Annotated in this window: 26 protein-coding genes and 1 pseudogene; 26 read left to right on the forward strand and 1 reads right to left on the reverse strand. The window is 39.3% G+C overall.

The window, feature by feature from the left end:
- Positions 1–699 carry a winged helix-turn-helix domain-containing protein gene (locus IEY53_RS17745; RefSeq protein WP_189027245.1) on the reverse strand — a complete coding sequence of 233 codons (699 nt, stop codon included), beginning with the start codon at positions 697–699 and terminating at the stop codon, positions 1–3.
- Between the two features lie 168 nt (positions 700–867).
- Between IEY53_RS17745 and IEY53_RS17750 the strand changes: the two genes are divergently transcribed.
- The 26 genes and pseudogenes from IEY53_RS17750 (at position 868) to IEY53_RS17875 (ending at position 21608) form a co-directional block, all read left to right on the forward strand.
- Entirely contained in the window at positions 868–1275 is a 408-nt protein-coding gene (locus tag IEY53_RS17750) for a TIGR03826 family flagellar region protein (protein ID WP_189027247.1), read from the forward strand.
- A gap of 105 nt (positions 1276–1380) precedes the next feature.
- The gene (gene flgM, locus IEY53_RS17755; protein ID WP_189027248.1) at positions 1381–1668 is read left to right on the forward strand and encodes a flagellar biosynthesis anti-sigma factor FlgM; all 288 of its coding nucleotides are present in this window, start codon (positions 1381–1383) and stop codon (positions 1666–1668) included.
- A gap of 12 nt (positions 1669–1680) precedes the next feature.
- The gene (locus IEY53_RS17760; RefSeq protein ID WP_189027250.1) at positions 1681–2181 is read left to right on the forward strand and encodes a flagellar protein FlgN; all 501 of its coding nucleotides are present in this window, start codon (positions 1681–1683) and stop codon (positions 2179–2181) included.
- A gap of 17 nt (positions 2182–2198) precedes the next feature.
- Positions 2199–3779, forward strand: a complete 1581-nt coding sequence (flgK, locus tag IEY53_RS17765; RefSeq protein ID WP_189027252.1) for a flagellar hook-associated protein FlgK — start codon at positions 2199–2201, stop codon at positions 3777–3779.
- Positions 3780–3800: 21 nt separating this feature from the next.
- On the forward strand, positions 3801–4709 hold the full coding sequence (flgL, locus tag IEY53_RS17770; RefSeq protein ID WP_189027254.1) for a flagellar hook-associated protein FlgL: 909 nt from the start codon (positions 3801–3803) through the stop codon (positions 4707–4709).
- Between the two features lie 85 nt (positions 4710–4794).
- A complete protein-coding gene (fliW, locus tag IEY53_RS17775; protein WP_189027256.1) occupies positions 4795–5244 on the forward strand; it encodes a flagellar assembly protein FliW in 450 nt (149 codons plus the stop codon).
- A complete protein-coding gene (gene csrA / locus IEY53_RS17780) occupies positions 5244–5477 on the forward strand; it encodes a carbon storage regulator CsrA (protein WP_189027258.1) in 234 nt (77 codons plus the stop codon). Before fliW ends, csrA begins: the two co-directional genes overlap by 1 nt.
- 221 nt (positions 5478–5698) lie before the next feature.
- Complete coding sequence (locus IEY53_RS17785; protein WP_189027260.1) at positions 5699–6466, forward strand: flagellin N-terminal helical domain-containing protein; 768 nt, start codon at positions 5699–5701, stop codon at positions 6464–6466.
- A gap of 163 nt (positions 6467–6629) precedes the next feature.
- On the forward strand, positions 6630–7004 hold the full coding sequence (locus tag IEY53_RS17790; RefSeq protein WP_189027262.1) for a flagellar protein FlaG: 375 nt from the start codon (positions 6630–6632) through the stop codon (positions 7002–7004).
- An 11-nt stretch (positions 7005–7015) separates the two neighbouring features.
- Positions 7016–8542, forward strand: coding sequence for a flagellar filament capping protein FliD (gene fliD / locus IEY53_RS17795; protein ID WP_189027264.1), 1527 nt, complete (start codon positions 7016–7018; stop codon positions 8540–8542).
- 18 nt (positions 8543–8560) lie between these two features.
- Positions 8561–8953 carry a flagellar export chaperone FliS gene (gene fliS / locus IEY53_RS17800; RefSeq protein ID WP_189027266.1) on the forward strand — a complete coding sequence of 131 codons (393 nt, stop codon included), beginning with the start codon at positions 8561–8563 and terminating at the stop codon, positions 8951–8953.
- Positions 8943–9287: a flagellar protein FliT gene (fliT, locus tag IEY53_RS17805; RefSeq protein ID WP_189027268.1), complete on the forward strand. Its 345-nt coding sequence runs from the start codon at positions 8943–8945 to the stop codon at positions 9285–9287. Before fliS ends, fliT begins: the two co-directional genes overlap by 11 nt.
- 124 nt (positions 9288–9411) lie before the next feature.
- On the forward strand, positions 9412–11211 hold the full coding sequence (locus tag IEY53_RS17810) for a motility associated factor glycosyltransferase family protein (RefSeq protein WP_229696212.1): 1800 nt from the start codon (positions 9412–9414) through the stop codon (positions 11209–11211).
- 1 nt (position 11212) lies between these two features.
- Entirely contained in the window at positions 11213–12226 is a 1014-nt protein-coding gene (locus tag IEY53_RS17815; protein WP_189027270.1) for a UDP-N-acetylglucosamine 4,6-dehydratase family protein, read from the forward strand.
- Between the two features lie 76 nt (positions 12227–12302).
- Positions 12303–13820 carry a UDP-2,4-diacetamido-2,4,6-trideoxy-beta-L-altropyranose hydrolase gene (gene pseG / locus IEY53_RS17820; protein WP_189027272.1) on the forward strand — a complete coding sequence of 506 codons (1518 nt, stop codon included), beginning with the start codon at positions 12303–12305 and terminating at the stop codon, positions 13818–13820.
- Between the two features lie 3 nt (positions 13821–13823).
- The gene (gene pseI / locus IEY53_RS17825) at positions 13824–14885 is read left to right on the forward strand and encodes a pseudaminic acid synthase (RefSeq protein WP_373293879.1); all 1062 of its coding nucleotides are present in this window, start codon (positions 13824–13826) and stop codon (positions 14883–14885) included.
- 22 nt (positions 14886–14907) lie between these two features.
- The gene (locus tag IEY53_RS17830; RefSeq protein WP_189027274.1) at positions 14908–15633 is read left to right on the forward strand and encodes a cytidylyltransferase domain-containing protein; all 726 of its coding nucleotides are present in this window, start codon (positions 14908–14910) and stop codon (positions 15631–15633) included.
- 52 nt (positions 15634–15685) lie between these two features.
- Positions 15686–16633: a dTDP-glucose 4,6-dehydratase gene (locus tag IEY53_RS17835; protein ID WP_189027343.1), complete on the forward strand. Its 948-nt coding sequence runs from the start codon at positions 15686–15688 to the stop codon at positions 16631–16633.
- Between the two features lie 75 nt (positions 16634–16708).
- Positions 16709–17851, forward strand: coding sequence for a UDP-4-amino-4,6-dideoxy-N-acetyl-beta-L-altrosamine transaminase (gene pseC, locus IEY53_RS17840; protein ID WP_189027345.1), 1143 nt, complete (start codon positions 16709–16711; stop codon positions 17849–17851).
- A gap of 48 nt (positions 17852–17899) precedes the next feature.
- Complete coding sequence (locus IEY53_RS17845; RefSeq protein ID WP_189027276.1) at positions 17900–19456, forward strand: glycosyltransferase family 4 protein; 1557 nt, start codon at positions 17900–17902, stop codon at positions 19454–19456.
- A 2-nt stretch (positions 19457–19458) separates the two neighbouring features.
- Positions 19459–19737, forward strand: coding sequence for a hypothetical protein (locus IEY53_RS17850; RefSeq protein ID WP_189027278.1), 279 nt, complete (start codon positions 19459–19461; stop codon positions 19735–19737).
- 10 nt (positions 19738–19747) lie between these two features.
- Positions 19748–19915: pseudogene (locus tag IEY53_RS36075) on the forward strand (3-oxoacyl-[acyl-carrier-protein] synthase III C-terminal domain-containing protein); the annotation flags it as partial.
- A gap of 23 nt (positions 19916–19938) precedes the next feature.
- Entirely contained in the window at positions 19939–20148 is a 210-nt protein-coding gene (locus tag IEY53_RS17860) for an acyl carrier protein (RefSeq protein WP_189027282.1), read from the forward strand.
- A complete protein-coding gene (locus IEY53_RS17865; protein WP_268240786.1) occupies positions 20126–20617 on the forward strand; it encodes an SDR family NAD(P)-dependent oxidoreductase in 492 nt (163 codons plus the stop codon). The genes IEY53_RS17860 and IEY53_RS17865 overlap by 23 nt, the downstream gene beginning before the upstream one ends.
- 129 nt (positions 20618–20746) lie before the next feature.
- Positions 20747–21064: a GNAT family N-acetyltransferase gene (locus tag IEY53_RS17870; protein WP_268240787.1), complete on the forward strand. Its 318-nt coding sequence runs from the start codon at positions 20747–20749 to the stop codon at positions 21062–21064.
- 346 nt (positions 21065–21410) lie between these two features.
- Positions 21411–21608: a cold shock domain-containing protein gene (locus IEY53_RS17875; protein ID WP_019915069.1), complete on the forward strand. Its 198-nt coding sequence runs from the start codon at positions 21411–21413 to the stop codon at positions 21606–21608.
- The last annotated feature ends 244 nt before the right edge of the window (positions 21609–21852 follow it).

A 21852-nucleotide genomic window follows, 5' to 3' on the forward strand; every position in this document is an offset into this window, starting at 1 on the left:
TTAACTTTCCCCCCATTTGTAGCCCATTCCCCAAACGGTAACAATCCACTCCGGCTGTGCCGGATCGCGTTCAATCTTGGCGCGCAGCCTGCGGATATGGACAGAAATGGTGTTCTCGGCCCCGATATACTCTTCCCCCCACACCCGGGAATAGAGGTTCTCGCGGGTGAACACTTTTTTGGGATGCGAGGCCAGTAGAAATACGATCTGAAATTCTTTGGCGGTCAGCCCAAGATCCTGCCCGTTCCGGGTAACGGAGCATTCCTCCGGGTCGATCACAAGGTCCCCGCAGGACAAGGATGCCCTGCTCCCCGCAGTACCTTCACCCGAGAAGTCCATGTAACGGCGCACGAGAGCTTTTACGCGGGCGATCAATTCAAAAACACTGAACGGCTTAATCATATAATCGTCGGCTCCGATGCCCAGACCAATAATTTTGTCTGTTTCTTCGCCTTTTGCCGTCATGATCATCACCGGAACGTGGCTGTGAGCCCGGATTCTCCGGAGTACTTCCAGACCATCAAGCCCTGGAAGCATCAGGTCGAGCAGGATCAACTGAAATGGACCTTTCTGCTCAAAGGCAGACGGGGCTTCAATACCATTTGCCACGCGTACGCACTCCATTCCTTCTTTCAGCAAATATCTCTCTAGCAGGCCTGCGATTTCCATATCATCCTCAATGACAAGAATACGAATCATAGCTGTCTCCTTTTTATGGTCATTTACTATTTTTTTGTTATTATAATATAATTAAATGGGCTATATAGCCGATACTAATCATAGACTAAGTTCATTCAATCATGTAATCTAGGAGCATAAGAATGTTATACGCTGTGCAAAATGTATGGGGAGGAGCGGCTGCTTAATATGAATCTAGACAACTGTCAAAGGTGCGGCCGGTTATATGTCAAGAATTTGATGGAACTTTGCCAGCCCTGCATCAAGGAATTAGAGCATGAATACGAGATCTGCGTAAATTATTTACGTGAGAACAGAGGAACGAATATTCAAGAGCTGTCCGATGCCACGGAGATTTCAATCAAGGAAATCACCCGTTTTATTCGGGAGGGCCGAATTTCTATAGCGAACGCGCCTAATATGATGTATCCTTGCGAGGTCTGTGGAACCTTGATCCGGGAGGGGCATATGTGCGATAGTTGCCGCAGCCGGCTGCGCAAGGATCTTACGAATGCCGCTAAAGAAAGCGCTGCAACGGATACTTCCAAAAGGTCCACTGAAGGGGCTTATCGCGCTCTGGACAAGCTCCGTGACTAATTAAATCTGCAAAAAAACGTTTGCAGCTATAAAGAATGTTTCAACAGCCGCCGATAAACTTAGTAAAGATTATCGGCTTTTTATATTAAAAGGAAGGTGGAAGTTATGAAAATTAACGAGACCGGACGAATTAACGCGATTAATCCGTATCAACGAAGCGCAGAATCGCAAAGGCAGGAACAAATGAAGAAAAGCACACGCAAGGATGAGGTTTCTTTCTCCGATGAAGCGATTCAGCTTCTGCAGGCACAAAAGAGCGGCAAGGTAGACGCTGCCCGTGCCGAGCTGATCGCAAGCCTGAAGCAACAAGTCTCCGCCGGAACCTATGAAGTAGACGCCGCCAAACTCGCCGAGAAACTCGCCCCCTATTTCAAGCAATCCTCCGAGAATTAGGTGAACCCATCCATGACATTGACAACCTTGCTGGAAGCACTTGAGCGGCTGGACGAAGCGCATTTGCAGATGCTGGAGCTGGCCGCTGTTAAGAAAGACGCTATTAAGACAAACCAAGTAGATCATCTTATTCAACTTCTTAATAAAGAGTCTAAGCATATGAAGCTGATTGAGCAGTTGGAGGATGAACGTATGCAAGCGGCATATGCCTTTTTGCAGGGGGTGGGGATACGTTCCAACCTGAATTTGAACCTGACTGAGTTATCCAGGCTTGTATTTGATCCTGAAGAGAAACAGCAGTTATTGCATATGCAGCGTAAGCTATCCGGCACATTGCAGCGGCTGCAGGAAGCCAATACGCTGAATCAACAGCTTCTTGAACAGGCGCTCTCCTATATAGACTTTTCTATTGAAAGCATGTCTTATTATTCTGAGACAGAAGCCACTTATCATCACCCGGCGGGGAAAACAGCTGGAGTGCAACGCTCCGGACTTTTTGATTCTCGGGCCTAACTTTGGAGGAATAAAAGATGACCTCAACATTTCATAGTATAGAAACCGCCAAGCGAAGCCTGAACACCCAGACGGCTGCATTAAACACGGCAGGACATAACATTGCTAATGTCAATACAGAAGGATATTCAAGACAAGTTGTGAAGATGCAAGCCTCTCTTCCTATGGAAGCCTATGGTTTCTTGCGTTCTACAGCAGCCGGGCAAATGGGCACGGGGGTCGAATTCACATCGATTGAACGGGTGAGACAGAGTTTTCTGGATGATCAATACCGTAATGAAAGCTCGAATGCGGGGAGCTGGGATATCAGATTCGATACCCTGCAAAAGCTTGAATCTATTGTGAATGAACCATCAGATACTGGTATTCGCAAGGTTCTGGATAATTTTTGGAGTGCCTGGTCCGACCTGAGTCAGGATCCCGAGAATATTACCAACCGTAAAATCGTCAAAGAAACAACACAGGCGCTTACGGATGCTATGAATCAAATCAGCACACAACTGGATGCCTTGACCTCTGACCTGACCAGTAATATTTCTCTAAAAGCTACAGAGATCAATTCTCTATTGCAGACAGTAGCAGATCTTAATAATAACATTACCAAGCTTGAGGGCTTGGGTGATAATCCTAACGATCTCCGGGACCAGCGGGACTTGGCCATCGACAAGCTCTCCAAGCTTGCCAATGTTCAGGTTACCCAGCTCAGTGACGGCTATCAAGTGACATTGGGCGGTCAATTGGTTGTGACTGGTGATCAGGTAACAGCAGTAACGGCGGAGGGTCTGAAGGCAGCATATGATGGAGGGACACTTACCGGTGGTGAAGTCTATGGCATGTTTATGTCCAGGGATAAATACGTAACCGATTATAAGAGTCAGATGAACCAACTGGCCAATACCCTTGCTAATGGTGACATCGAAATCACTTTGCCTGCCGGAACAGTTTTACCTGAAGGTACTGTCCTGAATACCGGAGCCAATAACACACCTGTTACCTATTCGAATGCGAATAATAACCGGACGATAACAGCGGACACCAAAGTAACCGTCAAAGGAATTAATGGACTGCTGCAATTAGGTTACACTGTTAGCGGCACAACACCGGAGAAGGGGCTCGCACTCTTTACTTCCAAAGATAGTGGAGTAATCACAGCGGGCAATATTACGCTTAATCCGTTAATTGCAACCGACCCTAACAAAATCTCCACATCCATGCGTGTCACTGGGGTTGGCACCACCAACGAGAAGGTTGTTATCGGAAATAACGATATGGCCCTGACGATGGCAGGGCTAAAGACAGCCAAATTTGATTTTGGAGCTGCTTTGTCCACACCAGGCACCGTGGATGATTATTTCAGCTCTATAGTAGGACAACTGGGTGTTCAAACACAGGAAGCTGAACGTCAAGCCAAGAATGCGGAACAGCTGACAGAGCAGGTAGCATTGAATCGGGCTTCAGTCAGTGGAGTATCACTGGATGAGGAAATGACGGATCTGATTAAATTCCAGCATGCTTACAGCGCAGCTTCCAGATTTATGACCACATTTGACGAGCTTCTAAATAAACTAATTAACGGAACAGGCCGGGTAGGTCTCTAATCTGAGGAAGGAGGGTAATCCATGTCTATTCGTGTAACCCAAGGGATGATGAGCATGCAGACGCTCAGCAATCTGAACAAAAATAATAGTACCAGAAGTGATTTGTCCAATCAGGCCTCCACAGGACGCAAGATCAATAAGCCTTCAGATGACCCGGTGGGTGTGACATACTCACTCCGTTACAGAGCGGAGCTTGCTTCTAATGAGCAATTCCAGAGCAATGCTGACGCAGCCGTGAGCTGGCTTGATTTTACCGATACAACCATGCAGCAGGCAACAGATGTGATGAAACGGATGAAAGAATTAACGATACAAGGATCTAATGGAACACTACCTCAATCTGGCCGAGATGCGATTAAGTTGGAAATTCAACAATTAAAAGAGCAAATGGGCAATATTGGTAATGCTCAAATAAGAGGAAAGTATATTTTTAATGGTCAAAATTATGATAAGGTTCCATATGAGTTATCTGGCACAGTAACGAGTTTTTCTCAAATTGATACGGATTCTGGTTCGGTTAATTATGCCATTGGTGATCAATCGACATTCCAAGTGAATACTCCAGGTAACGATTTTTTTGGGAAATCTACGGATGCTGATAACGTTTATAAAGTAATGGATGATTTAATAGCTGCACTTGCAAGCGGTGATACGTCACAAGTAGCCGCACAAACCGCTAATATGGACTCGAGAACTAATAAAATGCAGTCTGCTCTGTCTGAAGTGGGAGCGAGGACAAATCGAGTGGAATTGGTTCAGGCCCGGTTAGATGACCGTAATTTAAATTTAACTACGCTGCAGTCCAAGGTAGAGGATGCAGATATTGCCGAAGTGTTAATTAAGTCAACAACTGCTCAGACTATTTATGAGGCTGCTTTAAAATCTTCAGCTCAAATATTACAACCATCGCTAATGGATTTTATGAGATAGACTTGATTCTTTGAAACCGAAATGAGAAGCTATGGACAAAGCAGTCCATAGCTTCTTTTGTTAATATCCCAAGGAGGATGAGAGAATGACATCAGACCATACACATCATGAGGAAGCAAATTTAACTATAACACCCATATATTCATTTCCAAAAGGATTGCCAGGTTTTGATCAGTTGAAAGAGTTTTTACTTCAGGAGCACAACGAGGTATTCAGCTTATTAAGCGCTGTAGACCAACCAGAGATTAGTTTTATTACGGTTAATCCATTTGATTTTATATCAGATTACGAATTTTCCCTGTCTGATGATACGATGTTGGATATAGAAGTCAACAATCGCGAACAAGTTGCAGTGCGTTGTATCGTGACATGGCATAGTGATCGAGTGAAGACAACAATTAATTTGCTAGCCCCTCTTATCTTTAATGTTGAATCTTTTAAAGCCAAGCAAATTGTATTGCAGAATACCGTATATACTACTAAACATCCTTTGTGGTCAGAGTCTGAAACTGATGGTGAAGGCGGTGATTCCTGATGCTGGTGCTCACACGAAGAAAAGGGGAGTCTATTGTTATCCAAAATGATATCGTGATTACAGTGCTCTCTGTTGAAGGCGACGTCGTAAAAGTTGGAATCTCTGCTCCGAGGGATATTGATATCTATCGAAAAGAGATTTTTGAAGCTATTCAGCAGAATAACCAAAGTGCAGCTATGGATTTGGAAAAAATAAAGAATGTTATGTCAGATCTCAATGGAACAAACAAATAATAATCATCAGAGATCGAGAAAAATGCATTGATTTGTATGAATTCCTCTATGTATTAAAAATAATTACTAAAGTCAAAGAAAAAAACGGTATTGACTATAAACAATCCTATCCGTTAAGTCGATATATAATGTAGAGCGGTAATTCTTCAGGGCGGCCGACCTGTGAAGACGCTAATACCACATGGATGTGGGATAAAACCATTTCAGGGAGGAAATATCAAATGATTATCAATCACAATCTACCGGCTTTTAACACACACCGTAACATGGGGCTGAACAATGCTGCAGCTAGTAAGAACATGGAGAAATTGTCTTCAGGTTTGAAAATCAACCGCGCAGCTGACGATGCTGCTGGTCTCTCCATTTCCGAAAAAATGCGTGGTCAAATCCGCGGTTTGGAACAAGCACAACGTAACGTTCAAGACGGTATCTCATTCGCTCAAACAGCTGAAGGTGCAATGAACGAGGTTTCCTCCATGCTGACTCGTATGAAAGAATTGAATGTACAAAAACTCAATGGTACTTATGGTGCTGGCGATAAATCTAATATCAATGCTGAATTGAATCAATTAGGTTCGCAAATTGATAACATCATGTCGAAAACTACATTCAACGGAATCAAGATTACTTCCAATGTTAGTGTACAGGCTGATGACAGTACCTTTACAATTGCTATCGCTGGTGTAGCAACAACTGGCTTTACTGGCCTTAAATCTACAACTAATCTCTCTAACGTAAGTGCTGCTATTGAAAAAGTTGCAACTCAACGGGCTAACCTCGGTGCTGTACAAAACCGTCTGGAATACACTTCCAACAACCTGGGAACTACTGTTGAGAACTTGACAGCCTCCGAATCCCGTATCCGTGATACTGATATGGCTAAGGAAATGGTTGCTCTCTCCAAGAACAACATCTTGCTGCAAGCATCCCAATCTATGTTGGCTCAAGCCAACTCCGCTCCACAGGGCGTATTGTCCCTGCTTCGTTAATTTTCACTTTAAGCATTTCATTCAAAGATCCTGCATTTGCAGGGTCTTTTTTTTGTTATTCCATAAACATTTCAACAGGTTGACCGATATATAAAGTAACAGCTTGGGATTTCTAACCGGACAATATTATGTAGATAATCTAGCGACAAGCGAGGGATTAGATATGGACTCATTGATTTCTGCAAATTCAGGAGTAGGTGCACAGGTACAACATCCGAGTTTTGGGAAAAAGGATGTTGTTATGAGTGATGACCCGGCATCATCTATAGCACAGAAGACAACCCAATCTGTGATTTCAGGGGATAGCCAAAAGTCACATGAACAAGTAGTTGCAGAACTGCAAAAAGCAATTGATGCCATCCAAGGGCCGCAAAAGTCATTGGAGATCTCTGTACATGAAAAAACGCATGCCATTATGATCAAAGTACTTAACAAGGAGACAGGCGAGTTAATACGCGAAGTGCCACCAGAAAAAATTCTGGATTTAGCAGCACGGATGATGGAGATAACAGGAATAATTGTTGATAAAAAAGTATAAGGAGGCGCTTTATGGTTACAAGAATTAGCGGATTAGCTTCAGGGATGGATATTGACGCTATAGTAAAAAAATTAATGACAGCAGAAAGTGCACCCCTCAATAAATTAAACCAACAAAAACAGCTGATGGAGTGGAAGCGTGATAACTACCGTCAAACCAGTGTTAAACTGGTTTCATTTCTACAAGATAAACTAGATACGTTAAGTAAAAGCAGCTCTCTCAGTGCACAAAAAGCTACTACGACAGGTAACACAACTTCTGTTAGTGCTATTGCTACACCCTCAGCTAGTGGTTCTCTTGAGGTCACGGTTACTTCATTGGCTACGGCTGCTAGAATAACCTCCTCAGCTCCCCCTACCAAAAGTGATGCAACAACCACTGATTGGGGAAATGTAAAACTATCAGCAATTACGGGTTCTGGTATTGATTCCAATAGTACTGCCAAAGTTGCAGTTACAATTGGTGGCGCCAGTATCGAAATAGATCCTCAGACGGAAACCTTAAGCTCTTTTGTAAATAAGATCAATGACAGTACAACTGCTGGTGTATCTGCTCTGTATGATTCTGCAACTGGTCAAGTATCTATAACAAGCAAGAGCACTGGGGCACAGGGCAATGCTATTAAGTTAGATGGAGCTGGAGCAGCAGTATTTACAGCCTTAAAGTTGGATAGCTCATTTTTAAGTGGAGGGGCAGATGCTAAGCTTAACGTTAATGGCATGGACATTACCCGCTCGACTAACAGCTTTACTATGAATGGCGTTCAACTGACGCTTAATAGCGGCAGTGGAGGGGTCTCTACTAAAATTGAAGTGAACAAAGACGTTGATACACTTGTGTCGGCTGTAAAAGGTTTTGTGGATGCATATAATGAGGTTTTGACCTTTATGAATAGCAAAGTTAGTGAGGAACGTTATACCAAGTACTCACCTCTTACTACTGAACAAAGAAAGGATATGTCAGATACCGAAGCTGAGCTTTGGGACTCTAAGGCAAAGAGCGGAATGCTCAAAAATGATAGTATTTTAACCTCAGCAATTTCAAGCATGCGAACAGCAATGGTAGAAGGAGTTCAGCTAGCTGATGGTTCGAAAATAGACTTTACGCAGTTGGGCATAACAACGGGAACTTATGAAACTAAAGGTAAATTAAGTCTGAATACGGATAAGCTGAAAACAGCATTAGAGGGAAACCCAGAGATGATTAATAACTTTTTAGGAAATAATTATTCGACCTCATCTTTGAATAACACCTACACATCAGAAGATGGAATGCTGGCACGTATGAAGAAAATCTCTAATTCGGCACTTATTAAACTGGCTGAAACAGCAGGTACATCTAAGTATAGTTCTGATTTAACAGCATCCTTCATGAGTACTAGTACGATGGGGGAAACACTGACTAGCTTAGATAAAAGGATCAGCGATCTTACAGCTAAATTAACAATGAGGGAAACGAACTATTATAAAAAGTTTACAGCAATGGAAACGGCCATAAATAAGTACAATAGCATATCATCAAGTCTAATAAGCTCTTAGTAACAAGGGGGAGGAAATTTGATTAACTCGCCATACCAAAAATATCAACAAGCCCAGGCACAGACGGCATCTAAGCCAAAACTTTTAATCATGCTTTATGATGGTGCTATTCGTTTTGTGAAGTTAGGCATGGATGGCATATCACAAAAGGATTATGAGAAAGCTAATAATAACCTTTGCAGGGCACAGGCTATTATTAACGAATTGATCTCAGCTTTGGATTATAATTACCCTATTTCGAATGATTTGCTTAAAGTATACGAATATATGCAACGTAGATTAATTGAGGCAAATGTGAATAAGCAAAATAAACAGGCCGAAGAAGTTCTAGAATATTTAATAGATCTTAGGGAAGCTTGGTTCGAGGCCAGCAAGTCACAGGGATTAAATACGGTGCAAGATGGAAGATGAGCATTTCCTGTTACTCTTTACAGAGTTACAAAGAATATCGGCACAAGCAATAAGTGATATTTCTGCAATGGACACAGATGAATTAGTGGCATTTGTAGAACGGAGAGAAGAGATTGTGTGCGCCATGAAGCCCTATCTATCAATGATTTCTTCCAAAGATAAACAAATAATTGATCAGATGCTTAAAGATGAGCAAGTTATTGTGGACAGAATGTATGAATTGAAGAATGAAGCTGGAGAATGGCTTCAAAACCTTAGTACCGTTCGTGTTCAACAAAATGCGTACAAACAATCTTTTTCGGTAGACAGTCTATTCATAGATCATCGTAAGTAAGGACAAATAAAATGAAAACCCTCAACCATTTTATGGATGAGGGTTTTCATTTTTAAGAGGTTCATTCTTATGGGATAAAGTCCGATATATACAATATAAATTAATCCGGAATGGTGGTATCGCCGTGTCATATTTCCAACAGAATCAGGCAGTGTTACGACTACGTTTTCCTCATGTTGCTGATCAAGTATCTAATATAGAAGAGCAAGATATTGAATTAATTAAGTATTCTGAACCGGTTGAAAAAGATGAGAATTGGCTGGAAGCAGTAAGAGGTTCGGTAGGTGACCTAAGTATTATTCTTTTGTATGGATTTGGACAGGGGATTAGCATAGCTGATTTAGTGGAAATGTATCCAGATCGTTTATTATTTGTATACGAACCAAATGAAGAAAATTTCCATGATAGTTTGAATACGATGGATTTAACGCTGATATTGGAGCATCCAAATCTATATTTTTTAGCGGTTGGTAAATCACAGTTAAAAGCTCTATTTCATTCTATTTCTACACATATGCGTAAAGATATGGCTTTTGTAGCGTTAAGACATTACCTGGAGCACAACGCGGATTCTCTCCAAGATATAAAAAAGAAATTTGAAGAGTACTCTGAAACGTTTGATTCAAACAAACTTACACGAAATTTGTTTCGTAGGGATTGGATCCGAAACAGTATGTATCATATGGCAGGAATGCTGTCTTCGCCAAGTATTAAAGAATTCTATAAAGAATATGAAAATGCTACAGCTGTTATCATTGCTTCAGGCCCATCTTTACAAGCGGATATTGAATGGGTAAAGCGAATTAAACCCCATGCGTTAATTATATCTGCTGGTTCAAGTATTCAAGCATTAGTCAAGAATGGAATAGAACCCCATTTAGCTACTCTTTTAGATGGCGGAGTCATTAATAACAAAGTTTTTGCGGATCCTGCTACTTTAAAAGCTCCCTTTCTATTTGTTTCATCATCTTATTATGGAATATCAGATAAAAAAGATAAGCACAAGATTCACGCTGTCGTTAAAAATGATGAAGTTGCACAATACTATATGGGTATAGATACCGATGAGGCTGAGATCATACCAACCTCAACAGTGACTGGAACTGCTATACAAGCGGCAGTATGGTTAGGGGTCAAAAGAATTGTCATGATGGGGCAGGATCTCTCCTTCCCGAATAAAAAGTATTATGCTGATGGTGTTGGTCATAGTGAACTTAATATACTAAATGCTATGGTGAAAAATTCTGATCACAAGGTATTAAGTGTTCAAGGAAATTACAATGCTACTAGTTCGGCTTTTATGTCGATGAAGGACGGATTGGAGAATCTAATTTCAACTCTTCCTGGTATAGAATTCATAAACTCTACTCGTAATGGCGCTGTAATTGAAGGTACTTTGTGGAAACCAATTGAGCAAGTATATGAGCTATTAGCTGAAGAGATTATAGATGAAAGAGCAATTGAAAATTTAATTGATAAAAAAGAGTTTGCTGAATATAATGAAGCTTTTGAAAAAGTAGAAAAAAGAATTTCTTCAACCGTACGTGATTTTTCTGAAATTATTAAGGATTTCAAAATACTTAAAAAATTATTTAGTGATATAAGAGAACTAAGTCGTACCAATCCTCTAAAATGTCAGCGGAAAATTGTGAAAATTGAGCAAGTATGGGGTGGTGTTGTAAACCGCCCTTGGTTTGAAGCATTGATTGAGACATTATTGCCTATAGAATTGCAAGAATACGATAGAGAATTACCTTCCATTATATTGGAGAAAAACTTAGTGCAAAAATGTAATCTTATTGAAAAGTATCTTGGAACACTGGTTAAACAAATTGAAAGTGAAATTCCCTTCCTGGAAGAAGTATTTATAGAATCCTTGCGAAGAATTGAAGCATTAAGCGATAAAGTACAAGGGGGCAGATAACTTGGAAGAGGGACTTTATAGTGGTAAGAGGATATTAGTAACCGGTGGAACTGGTACGATAGGTCGCCACTTAATACAAAGGCTATTAATGGAAAACCCCAAGGTTATACGTGTCTTTAGCCGGGACGAACACAAACAATATGAAATGGGTATAGATTTCAAACAAGATTCAGAACATTTAAGATTCCTAATTGGAGATGTTAGAGATCAGCAACGTCTTAACAGAGCCATGGAGGATATTGATTATGTATTTCATTGTGCAGCCATGAAACATGTTCCTGCATGTGAATACAATCCTTTCGAAGCAGTGCAGACAAATGTAATAGGGACACAGAATGTTATTCAAGCGGCAATCGAAAACAAAGTGAAGAAGGTATTGTTTATAAGCACAGATAAAGCTATTTCTCCCACCAATACTTATGGTGCCACTAAATTAACAGCAGAGCGCTTAATTTCGGCTACAGAGTATCATAAAGGAGCAAAGTCTACAATATTTTCATCTGTACGCTTTGGAAATGTAATGGGTTCCAGAGGATCTGTTATTCCTTTATTTAAGAAACAAATATCCGAAAAACGTATGATTACACTGACTGATCCAAATATGTTAAGGTACATGATGACTCCTTCCCAAGCTATTGAACTTATACTTAAAGCTAATGACATGGCCTTAGGTGGAGAAGTATTTGTGTTAAAAATGCCACTAATAAAAATAGGTGAACTAGCTGAAGTTCTTATAGAAGACGCTAAGATAAGAAATGGAATTACCGAAGAAATTATTATTGATGTAATAGGACTTCGTCCAGGGGAAAAAAGGTTTGAAGAACTGATGACAGATGATGAAGCGGTTATCGCTTATGAGACAAAGGATATGTACATTATTCCGCAGCATGGGATGAATAACTCTAGTCACTGGAGAGAGTATGATAAAGTCCTAGAGAAACCTTTTCCTAATGAAGCCCAAATTATCGAAAAAGATCAAATAAAAGATTGGTTGATTACAGAACAAATAATGTAAGGGTAATAAATGATGCGTTTAAAGTGTTTTTATACAGCTACATGGAACAGAATAATAAATCAAAGGAAGTTATTTGATGAAGTGTTTTATTCGTGCAGATGCATCGGAGAAATTAGGTATAGGACATGTTATGAGATGTCTAGCATTAAGTTCAGGACTTATTGAACAAAAGCATGAAGTGATATTCATCAGTAGAGAGCTTAACCCATTTGTTTCTGAACTAATTATTACGCAAGGTTGCTCAATTATCCAAATTGAAACCCCATTACCGTTGGGGAGTGCTTTGGAATCAGAGTTTATTATCGAACTCATCAATAAGGACTATAGACTAACAAAAGAAGATTGGTTAATTATAGACCATTATTCACTGGATTACAGGTTTGAATCTCACCTTAGAAGCTTGTTTAATAATATTTTGGTCATTGATGATCTAGCTGATAGATTTCATGATTGTAATATTTTACTGGATTCTGGGCTAGACAAAACTAAGGAGATTGAATACAACAGGTTAATTCCTAATTCAGCAATAAAACTCTTAGGCCCGTCGTATGCTTTACTTAGGAGAGAGTTTTCCGATGTGAGTCAAACTATAAATAATATTAACGGAGAACATGTACGGAATATTTTGGTTTGTTTTGGTGGAACGGATCCTACGAATGAAACACTGAAAACAATCAGAGCTTTGGAACCCTGTCTAAACGATATTAGTAACGTTAAAATTATCTTAGGAAAGACGAATCCTCATATAAAGGAACTAACAAATTTATATGAGGGAAATAATAAACTGCAATTCTTAATCCAACCAAGCTCAGTTGCATTAGTAATGGCTTCTTGTGATTTAGCAATCTGCGCTGGTGGAAGTATGACCTGGGAAAGATACTGTCTGGGTTTGCCCGGAATAGTCATAGCTATAGCGGATAACCAATTGAAAAATGCTCAGCAAGGTCATTTAATGGATGTAGATAAGTATTTAGGCTTTCATCAGTTTGTAACAGAGGAAGATATTAGACAGACATTTGAAAGTATAATTCATTCAAAATCGTGGCTTCAAAACGCTAGACAAAAAGCTAGGATGATAGTTGATGGTAAAGGGGTATCGAAGGTAGTGGATCTATTAAGCATGAAGCAGAATCCCCTAGTGCTACGAGATGTAGAACGGAATGAAATTTTATGGATGTGGGAATGCCGGAATGATGCTGAATCAAGGTCCAATTCAGTTCATACTGATGAGATACCCTATAGTGAGCATGTCAAATGGGTAGAACAAAGTAAATCAATGTTAAATAGAAAATTGATGATTGCTTGGGATGGAGAATTTAAGATTGCAGTGGTGAGACTGGATAAAGATGGCGATAGTGCAATTGTTAGCATAAATGTTGCAAAGGAGCATCGAAACAAAGGGAACGCTCTGAAAATATTAAGAGAGCTTGAACTCACAGTAATAAAATGGGATCGCAGGATCCATACTTTACAAGCCCTGATTAAAAAAGAGAATACAGCTTCAATAAGGGTGTTTTTAAAAGCAGGTTATAAACAATGTTGCGATGATAATAAATTCATAAAGATGCAAAAAAAATTGTTTAAAGAAGGTTAGAAGATGAGAAAAGATAATATGAATATAGTCATAGATGGCAGAGTAATCGGGAAGGGATTTAAACCATTTATCATCGCTGAGATGTCTGGAAATCATAATCAGTCTTTGGATCGAGCGTTAGCTATTGTAGAGTCTGCTGCAAAAACAGGAGTGGACGCTATTAAGTTGCAAACGTATACCGCTGATACAATGACACTTAATGTTGACTCCTCAGACTTTATGATTAGTGAGGAAAAAAGCTTATGGAAAGGGAATTCATTATACAATTTGTATAAACAAGCATACACTCCGTGGGAATGGCATTCAGAGATCTTTAAAAAGTGTAAAGAATTAGGTCTCATTGTCTTTAGTTCACCTTTTGATGAATCAGCAGTAGATTTTTTAGAAACGTTAGATGTTCCTGCATATAAGATTGCCTCTTTTGAGAATACAGATCTTCCACTGATTAAAAAGGTGGCTGCTACTGGTAAACCTATAATTATGTCTACAGGTATGGCGTCTGCTGCTGAATTGGATGAGGCAGTACAGACTCTTAGAGAGTCAGGGTGTGAACAGTTAGTACTATTAAAATGTACTAGCACTTACCCTGCAGAGCCTACTAATTCAAATCTTGCAACCATTCCGCACATGAAACAGCTATTTAATTGTGAAGTAGGATTATCGGATCACACTTTAGGAATTGGGGTATCGATAGCAAGCGTTGTTCTGGGGGCAACCGTAATCGAGAAACATTTTACATTATCAAGAGCAGATGGCGGTGTGGATTCTGCTTTCTCTATGGAACCTCACGAAATGAAAAGTTTAGTTGAAGAAACTATAAAGGCATGGCAGTCGATAGGTCAGATTTCCTATGGTGCTACCGAAAGTGAAAAGGATTCACGGAAATTAAGAAGATCTATTTATGCATCTGAAAATATTAAAAGCGGTGAGAAGATTAGTATGGAAAATATTAAAATAATTAGGCCTGGTTATGGCCTCCCGCCAAAATTTTTAGGTATGGTAATGGATAGAACTGCTGTGGTAGATATCCCAAAAGGGACACCAATAACTTGGGATTTAATCTAGTATACTAAAATCGGGGTGCATGATGAACTTTGTTGCCATTATTCAAGCTCGTATGGGATCTACCCGTCTCCCAGGCAAGGTGTTAATGCCGCTTGGTGATACTTGTATTCTTGATTACGTTGTTGCTCGTTGTCAGAAGATTCAAAAAGTTTCGCAAGTGGTAGTCGCTACTTCAATTTTGAAACAGGATGATGATATTGAAAATTGGTGTGAATTAAATGGTGTGAGTTGTTTTCGTGGTTCGGAAGAGGATGTATTAGAACGGTACTATGTATGTGCTCAAAAATATAAAGCCGATTATATATTGCGGGTAACAGCTGATTGCCCATTCGTAGATTATGAGTTAGCCAGTTTGATGATTGAAGCTATGATAACTAATCCATCCGATATATTGTTATACGAGGGGCAGATACCCCGCGGGTTGGCTGTCGAAGTGATTTCCTTACAAGCGCTTGAGAAGGTTAATCTTCAAGGGACTGAGTCTAGGCATCGCGAACATGTCACTTATTATGCCTACGAAAATAAAGACAATTTCACCTGTGTCTCGTTAAATTTACCTAAATATCTAGATCACCCTCAATTAAGAATAACGGTGGATACCTCTGAGGATTATGAGGTTTGCCAATTGATAGCAGAAAAGTTTGTGGATAATAAAACAATTAGTTCTGCAGAAGTGATTCAATATCTTTTGAATTCTCCTGAGGTATCTGAGATTAATGCACACATAGAACAAAAACCTGTAATTTAACAATTAGTTAAGCTTATTAGGTAACCATGTATATCTAAAAGGAGTGGGAATAATAAATATTTTACTTACTGGAGGAGCCGGTTTTATCGGTCGTTGGGTTGCAAAGCGGTTATTGGACGAAGGGCATCAGTTATGGATTATAGACGACCTATCTAATGGACGGGAAGAAAATATTGAGGAATTCCGCGAACATCCGTCTTTACGCCAATTTATAAATGGAACAATCCTAGATGTGGCTCTTTTAAGTCATTTGTTTAGTGAAAACAATTTTGAAGTATGCTACCATTTGGGTGCTTCAATTAATGTACAGGATTCCATTGATAATCCATCCACCACATTTAATAACGACACTGTAGGCACATTTAATATTCTGGAGCAATGCCGTAAATATCGTACTAAAGTGGTATTTATGAGCACCTGTATGGTATACGACCAATGCAGCAAAGGAGACGGTATATCAGAGCTACATCCTACAAAGCCTGCCTCCCCTTATGCTGGCGCAAAGGTTGCCGCGGAGAATATGGTTCTCTCGTATTTTTATGCTTATAATCTGCCTACGGTGGTAATACGGCCCTTTAATACTTACGGACCGTTCCAAAAGACAGGAGGAGAAGGCGGAGTAGTTGCGATCTTCATTAAAAATCAATTGAGTGGTAAGGATCTTAATATTTATGGAGAAGGTACGCAAACTCGCGATCTTTTGTATGTAGAGGACTGTGCTAAGTTTGTAACAGCGGCAGGTTTCTCGGATGCAGTAAACGGTGAAATTGTAAATGCTGGATTGGGACGGGATATTGCAATCAATGATTTGGCACTGCTTATTGCTGGTGATTCATCGCGAATTAAGCATATAGAACATATTCATCCACAGAGCGAAATTCAGAAGCTACTATGTAATTCCTCGAAGGCCAAGCATCTGCTGAATTGGGAGCCGGAAATTAGTTTGGAAGAAGGAATTGCGCGTACTACAGAATGGATTAAGTCTGGAGGTCTTGACTAAAATAAAAAAGCTCAAGGGGGAGACTTAGTGTCTGATAAATCTAATGGATTTTCTACCAAGCCGGTTCGATCAACAATGTTGCCATATGGACAGCAATGGATTGACGAACAGGATATTGAAGCTGTTGTAGAAGTACTTAGGGGAGATATGATTACCCAAGGGCCAGCTATCGAAGCATTTGAAAATAAGGTCGCTGCGTATGTAGGAGCTAAGTATGCTGTTGCCTTCACCAATGGAACTGCTGCGCTTCATGGGGCTTGTTTTGCTGCTGGTATCGGGGAAGAGGATGAAGTGATTACTACACCCATTACTTTTTTGGCGAGCAGTAATTGCGTACTCTACCAGGGGGGCACCCCGGTGTTTGCAGATATTGACATGAACACGTATAACGTGGATCCAGTAAAAATCGAATTGAAAATTACAGAACGGACAAAGGCGATTATAGCAGTAGACTTCACGGGGCAGCCTGTAGAAATTGATCGGATTTCTATGCTTGCTCGTGATCGGCAACTGGTGCTCATTCAGGATGCAGCCCATTCTCTTGGAGCTAGTTTCGGGGGGCGAAAGATAGGTTCATGGGCAGATATGACGATGTTTAGCTTCCATCCTGTTAAGCATGTAACCACAGGAGAAGGGGGCATTATCACAACCGATAATGAAGAGTATTATCGTAAGCTTATGCTATTTCGCAGCCATGGGGTGACTAAGATTCCGGAAGAAATGACTAAGAATGACGGACCTTGGTACCACGAAATGCAAGAACTGGGGTATAATTACAGAATGACGGATTTACAAGCTGCACTAGGTGTAAGTCAGATGGATAAATTAGATAGTTTCATTGCAAGAAGACGTGAGATTGTATCAATGTACAATGAACGGCTAAGTAATTTACCAGGAGTTATAATTCCGACGCAGCATCCTAAAGCAGAGTCCAGCTGGCATCTCTACGTTATACGTATTCTACCTACATCTTCGCAAGGAAGCCGTCGGGAATGGTTTGAGGCATTGCGTGCAGAAGGAATCGGCGTAAATGTACATTATATTCCAGTGTATCTCCAACCTTTTTATAAAAAAATGGGGTATCAGTCAGGTTTATGTGAAAATGCAGAGCATTATTATGAAACTGCAATAACGTTACCTTTATTTCCAAAAATGAGCAATAGCGATGTGGATGATGTAGTAGCAGCTATTGTGAAAATATCCAAAAGATTTTCATGAAGATGTCATTTTTGGTGAATAATTACATTCAAAGTTTAAGGAGATATTATGAATCTCACAAGTGAAATTCTAAAAGATTTAGTTTATAACTCCGACCTTTCAATAGGACAAAGTGTTAAACAGTTAGAAAAGGCATTTTTTGAAATAAGAAACTCTGAAAAGGATTATGCACTGACTGCACTGATCGATATTATTGCTGTGATAGATGATAGTTCAAAGTCAATGCACTGGAAGTTAGAGTGCTATATTCTTTCCTTTTTACTAGATTACTCTAGAGAAGAAAAATACTTGAACAAATTAATGTCTCATTTAGAGAGCAATCCTAAAATTGATACCAATGAGTACAACTTCTTGTATTGGCAGCTAACCAAAACTATGTTTGTGTCACCCGAATTAAATACGAAGATTAATCAGATTCGGATGCGGAAGATATATGCTCAAATGTTTAGTTTTTTTAATGAGCAGATTCAGCAGGAAAACAATTGGATTTCTTCAGACGAAAGGGATCAAGGGTTAGTTATCGTTATGACCGGCCAACTGCTGTCGCCGCAACACGCTCCTACGCAAATTGCTTTAGAAAGTTGCTATACACTTATTAAAAATTATAATAAGAAAGTGTTACTGATAAATGCTGCTAATATGCCTAGAAGTATGTGCCTTCCATATTACTCACCACAATTATGGAACTATATGAATGAATTTAATAACAGAAACATTCTTACTTATCAGAATATTGAGATTCCATTTTATCAATTTGTTGAAGAGATGCCCAGTGGTGAAGAGATGGACTCTGTTTTAAAGACTGTAATGGAATTGAAGCCGGAATACATCCTATCTATTGGAGGTTCCAACGTAATTGCGGATCTTTGCTCCAATTTTGTACCAGTAGTTACAATACCATGCGTGGTTGAAATTCCGATCTCAGAAGGTACATTTCTTGTACTCCCAAGAAAAATTACTAATGATGATGCCGATGTTATAAGCAAGTTAACCCAGTCCCTAGACAAAGTTATTGAGAGCGAAGTATCTTATAAGCCAAAGGAAACAGAAAACGAATTTAATAGATCAGATTGGGGTATCCATAAGGATGATCATGTAATAGTGATAATTGGAAACCGGTTAAATGAAGAAATGTCCGAAGAATTTATTGGTTCTTTAAATAAATTGCTTGATAATAATTTGAAAGCGCGCCTTGCAATAATAGGGGATTTTAGTATTAGTGAGAAAATTGCAGGAAAATACAAGAGCTTTAAGGAACGAACCATACTTATGGGGTATCAAAAGGATCTTTCAGCAGTTTTTTCAATTTGTGATATCTATTTAAATCCGCCACGTACAGGCGGAGGGACCTCAGCTGCAGATGCTTTATACAGGGGAGTTCCTGTATTAACATATCCCTTTGGGGATGTCTCTTATGTCGTAACTGACAAATATCATATTGAGAATTTGGAGCGAGTGGAAGAATATCTCATTAATTGGAAACAGGAAGAGTTTAGAGAGTTAGAGCGGAAAGCTGCTTTGAGAAGAGCTGATGAGATCTTTGACTCCAGTAGAGTTTTTTCGAATCTTGTCAATGAGATGAAAAAGTCATCTGGGTTCCATTAATAATGGAAAGAGACTTATCACATGAAGGAGCATATGAGAACAAGTTTGACGCAGCAAAGGTTCTCTTAACTACTTCTTGTACACACGATGGTAAAGGTGCAGAAAATCTCATTATTCCGGCAGGAGGCTTAAAGGAACCAATCTCTAACCTGAATAAAGAGGAGACAGAGGATACCTTCGGAAACGTACGTTCACGTTGTGATTTGTATATGAATGGTCCTGAGATCTTCAACTTCACATTAAAAGAAATACCAGAGGCAATCCAAAGGGTTACATGCTAAAAGTGATAAAAGCATGGAAGACTATGACTACTTAGTATTTCATCAAGCCAATCAATTCATGCTGGAACATTTGCGAAAGAAGTTGCACATCAATAACGAGAAATTTTCAATTCAGTTAAAAGATATAGGCAACACTGTATCATCGTTTATTCAAATTGCATTAAAGAGAGACTCCTAAAATTACACGAGTTTATTGAAGAAATGGAGAATACAGTATTGGATGTACCTGCTGGAACAATTGAATTGGATACAGTTCTTGAGGATATTGAGGAGTGGGACTCCATGGTTAGAGTAGCTTTGAATGCAGTATTAGATACAAATTTAGATTTTACGCTTAATACTGAGGAATTACAGAATATTGTCACTTTTTCCGATATTGTTGCCAAGCTTGAAGGAAAGCTGGAAGCTTAATTATGCCTACTCAAACTATATTCGTACGTTGACAACAGCACAGATAAATACAGTAATGAATGTGAACTTATACTCAGGAATAATGTTGTTAAAAGCATGTGCTAATAAAAAAGCTTCAAATGAAGGTTCATCCTTTGTATTTATCTCATCTGCCAACGCTTCTTTAGGAGCTCCCGGTAACTCAATTTATTCCGCTAGTAAGGCTGCAATAGATGCTATGGTGAGATGTTCAGCAGTGGAACTTAGTCCAAGAGTAAGAGTGAACAGCATTGCTCCTGGTCTCGTAGAAACCTCGTTGTTAGTGAGCACACCGAACAAGGAAGATATAATAGAACAACATCCTTTGGGCGTTGGGCATCCAGAAGACATTGCTTATGCTGCTGCTTATCTGTTATCCGATTCGGCTAGATGGGTTACCGGGACAACGATGATGGTTGACGGAGGTTTTGTAGTAGGAGGAGTAAAATGAAATGGGATAGTGTCCAATTTTCACGCTTAACAGAGGATGATATAGAGCTTGTGAGTAATTGTAGAAATGATAAAAAATAAGTAAATTTATGCAATATAGAGGTTATATCACTCCGGAAATGCAATTAAAATGGTACGAACAATTAATAATAATGAAAACTTTTATTTTATAATTATGTATGATGAATTGAAAATCGGATTAGTAAATATTAAAGATATAGATTGGGATAGAAAATGTGGTGAAGTAGGGATATATATTTATGAGGATACCTATCTTAATTCCCTACTTCCTTATGTAGTAGCACTTAAAGGATTAGAGTTAGATTTTAAAGAGTATAATCTTCAATATGTGTATGCACATATACTTAAGACCAATAAAAGGGCTATTCGTTTCAATAAATCTTTTGGTTTTGAGCTGGAGTCTGATCAAGAAGATGTAGAAAATTAAAAATATATATTAACTAGGGAAAATTATGAGAAGAAAGCTAACTCCTTAGAGAAAATAATTAGAAAGTCAATGATTTAATGCGAAATATTCTTTTAGTAGACCTGTTATTCTTCTATCACTGATTCAATAGGATAATAGTCGGTTAATTATCTTTAAACTATGTTATTGCCGTTTTTAATAAGGGTCTTTTGTAGAATAATGTTGAAAAAAATAAGTTAATATTTTGGTGGTAATTTATTGCAAGTAAACATTTTCTTTTCCAATTGACAATGAAGAAGCTGCGGTGGTATAGTCGATTTGTGAGCAAGACTCACGTTCATCTGATGACGAAGGGAATGTTTAATCAATGGAAGGTAAAGTAAAATGGTTTAATGCAGAAAAAGGTTATGGTTTTATCGAAACTGCAGATGGTGGGGACGTATTCGTACACTTTTCCGCGATTCAAACAGACGGTTTCAAGACATTGGATGAAGGTCAATCCGTAGAATTTGACATCGTTGAAGGTGCACGCGGTCCACAAGCAGCTAACGTAATCAAATTATAATCATCCGGCGAAGCCGACCTACATATATGGTAGATGGTTAGCAATTGAGACAACGCTAGCGTGGACCCTGGGATTCTTCCCGGGGTCTTTTTTCTGTTGTTTTGTTCCAAGAGGTCATACAACATGTGTCGAAATAAAGACAGGAATTAGACAATTTGTACAGTTTCTTTTTGAGAAACCGTTACCAACCTCCAGAATCTGGGTAATTAGAGACGTTGAGCTCTTTATTTTGCAAGGGCGCACA

This window comes from Paenibacillus albidus (assembly GCF_014644435.1).
In the GTDB taxonomy this organism is placed as follows: domain Bacteria; phylum Bacillota; class Bacilli; order Paenibacillales; family Paenibacillaceae; genus Paenibacillus_AQ; species Paenibacillus_AQ albidus.

Coding starts and splice junctions, on each gene's coding strand:
- pseG (WP_189027272.1), top strand. CDS start 12,303: ATGAAGTGTTTTATTCGTGCAGATGCATCGGAGAAATTAGGTATAGGA.
- flgK (WP_189027252.1), top strand. CDS start 2,199: ATGACCTCAACATTTCATAGTATAGAAACCGCCAAGCGAAGCCTGAAC.
- pseC (WP_189027345.1), top strand. CDS start 16,709: ATGTTGCCATATGGACAGCAATGGATTGACGAACAGGATATTGAAGCT.
- csrA (WP_189027258.1), top strand. CDS start 5,244: ATGCTGGTGCTCACACGAAGAAAAGGGGAGTCTATTGTTATCCAAAAT.
- IEY53_RS17860 (WP_189027282.1), top strand. CDS start 19,939: ATGGAGAATACAGTATTGGATGTACCTGCTGGAACAATTGAATTGGAT.
- IEY53_RS17790 (WP_189027262.1), top strand. CDS start 6,630: ATGGACTCATTGATTTCTGCAAATTCAGGAGTAGGTGCACAGGTACAA.
- IEY53_RS17785 (WP_189027260.1), top strand. CDS start 5,699: ATGATTATCAATCACAATCTACCGGCTTTTAACACACACCGTAACATG.
- IEY53_RS17830 (WP_189027274.1), top strand. CDS start 14,908: ATGAACTTTGTTGCCATTATTCAAGCTCGTATGGGATCTACCCGTCTC.
- fliT (WP_189027268.1), top strand. CDS start 8,943: ATGGAAGATGAGCATTTCCTGTTACTCTTTACAGAGTTACAAAGAATA.
- IEY53_RS17875 (WP_019915069.1), top strand. CDS start 21,411: ATGGAAGGTAAAGTAAAATGGTTTAATGCAGAAAAAGGTTATGGTTTT.
- IEY53_RS17845 (WP_189027276.1), top strand. CDS start 17,900: ATGAATCTCACAAGTGAAATTCTAAAAGATTTAGTTTATAACTCCGAC.
- IEY53_RS17750 (WP_189027247.1), top strand. CDS start 868: ATGAATCTAGACAACTGTCAAAGGTGCGGCCGGTTATATGTCAAGAAT.
- fliD (WP_189027264.1), top strand. CDS start 7,016: ATGGTTACAAGAATTAGCGGATTAGCTTCAGGGATGGATATTGACGCT.
- pseI (WP_373293879.1), top strand. CDS start 13,824: ATGAGAAAAGATAATATGAATATAGTCATAGATGGCAGAGTAATCGGG.
- IEY53_RS17760 (WP_189027250.1), top strand. CDS start 1,681: ATGACATTGACAACCTTGCTGGAAGCACTTGAGCGGCTGGACGAAGCG.
- IEY53_RS17850 (WP_189027278.1), top strand. CDS start 19,459: ATGGAAAGAGACTTATCACATGAAGGAGCATATGAGAACAAGTTTGAC.
- IEY53_RS17745 (WP_189027245.1), bottom strand. CDS start 699: ATGATTCGTATTCTTGTCATTGAGGATGATATGGAAATCGCAGGCCTG.
- flgL (WP_189027254.1), top strand. CDS start 3,801: ATGTCTATTCGTGTAACCCAAGGGATGATGAGCATGCAGACGCTCAGC.
- IEY53_RS17870 (WP_268240787.1), top strand. CDS start 20,747: ATGGTACGAACAATTAATAATAATGAAAACTTTTATTTTATAATTATG.
- fliW (WP_189027256.1), top strand. CDS start 4,795: ATGACATCAGACCATACACATCATGAGGAAGCAAATTTAACTATAACA.
- flgM (WP_189027248.1), top strand. CDS start 1,381: ATGAAAATTAACGAGACCGGACGAATTAACGCGATTAATCCGTATCAA.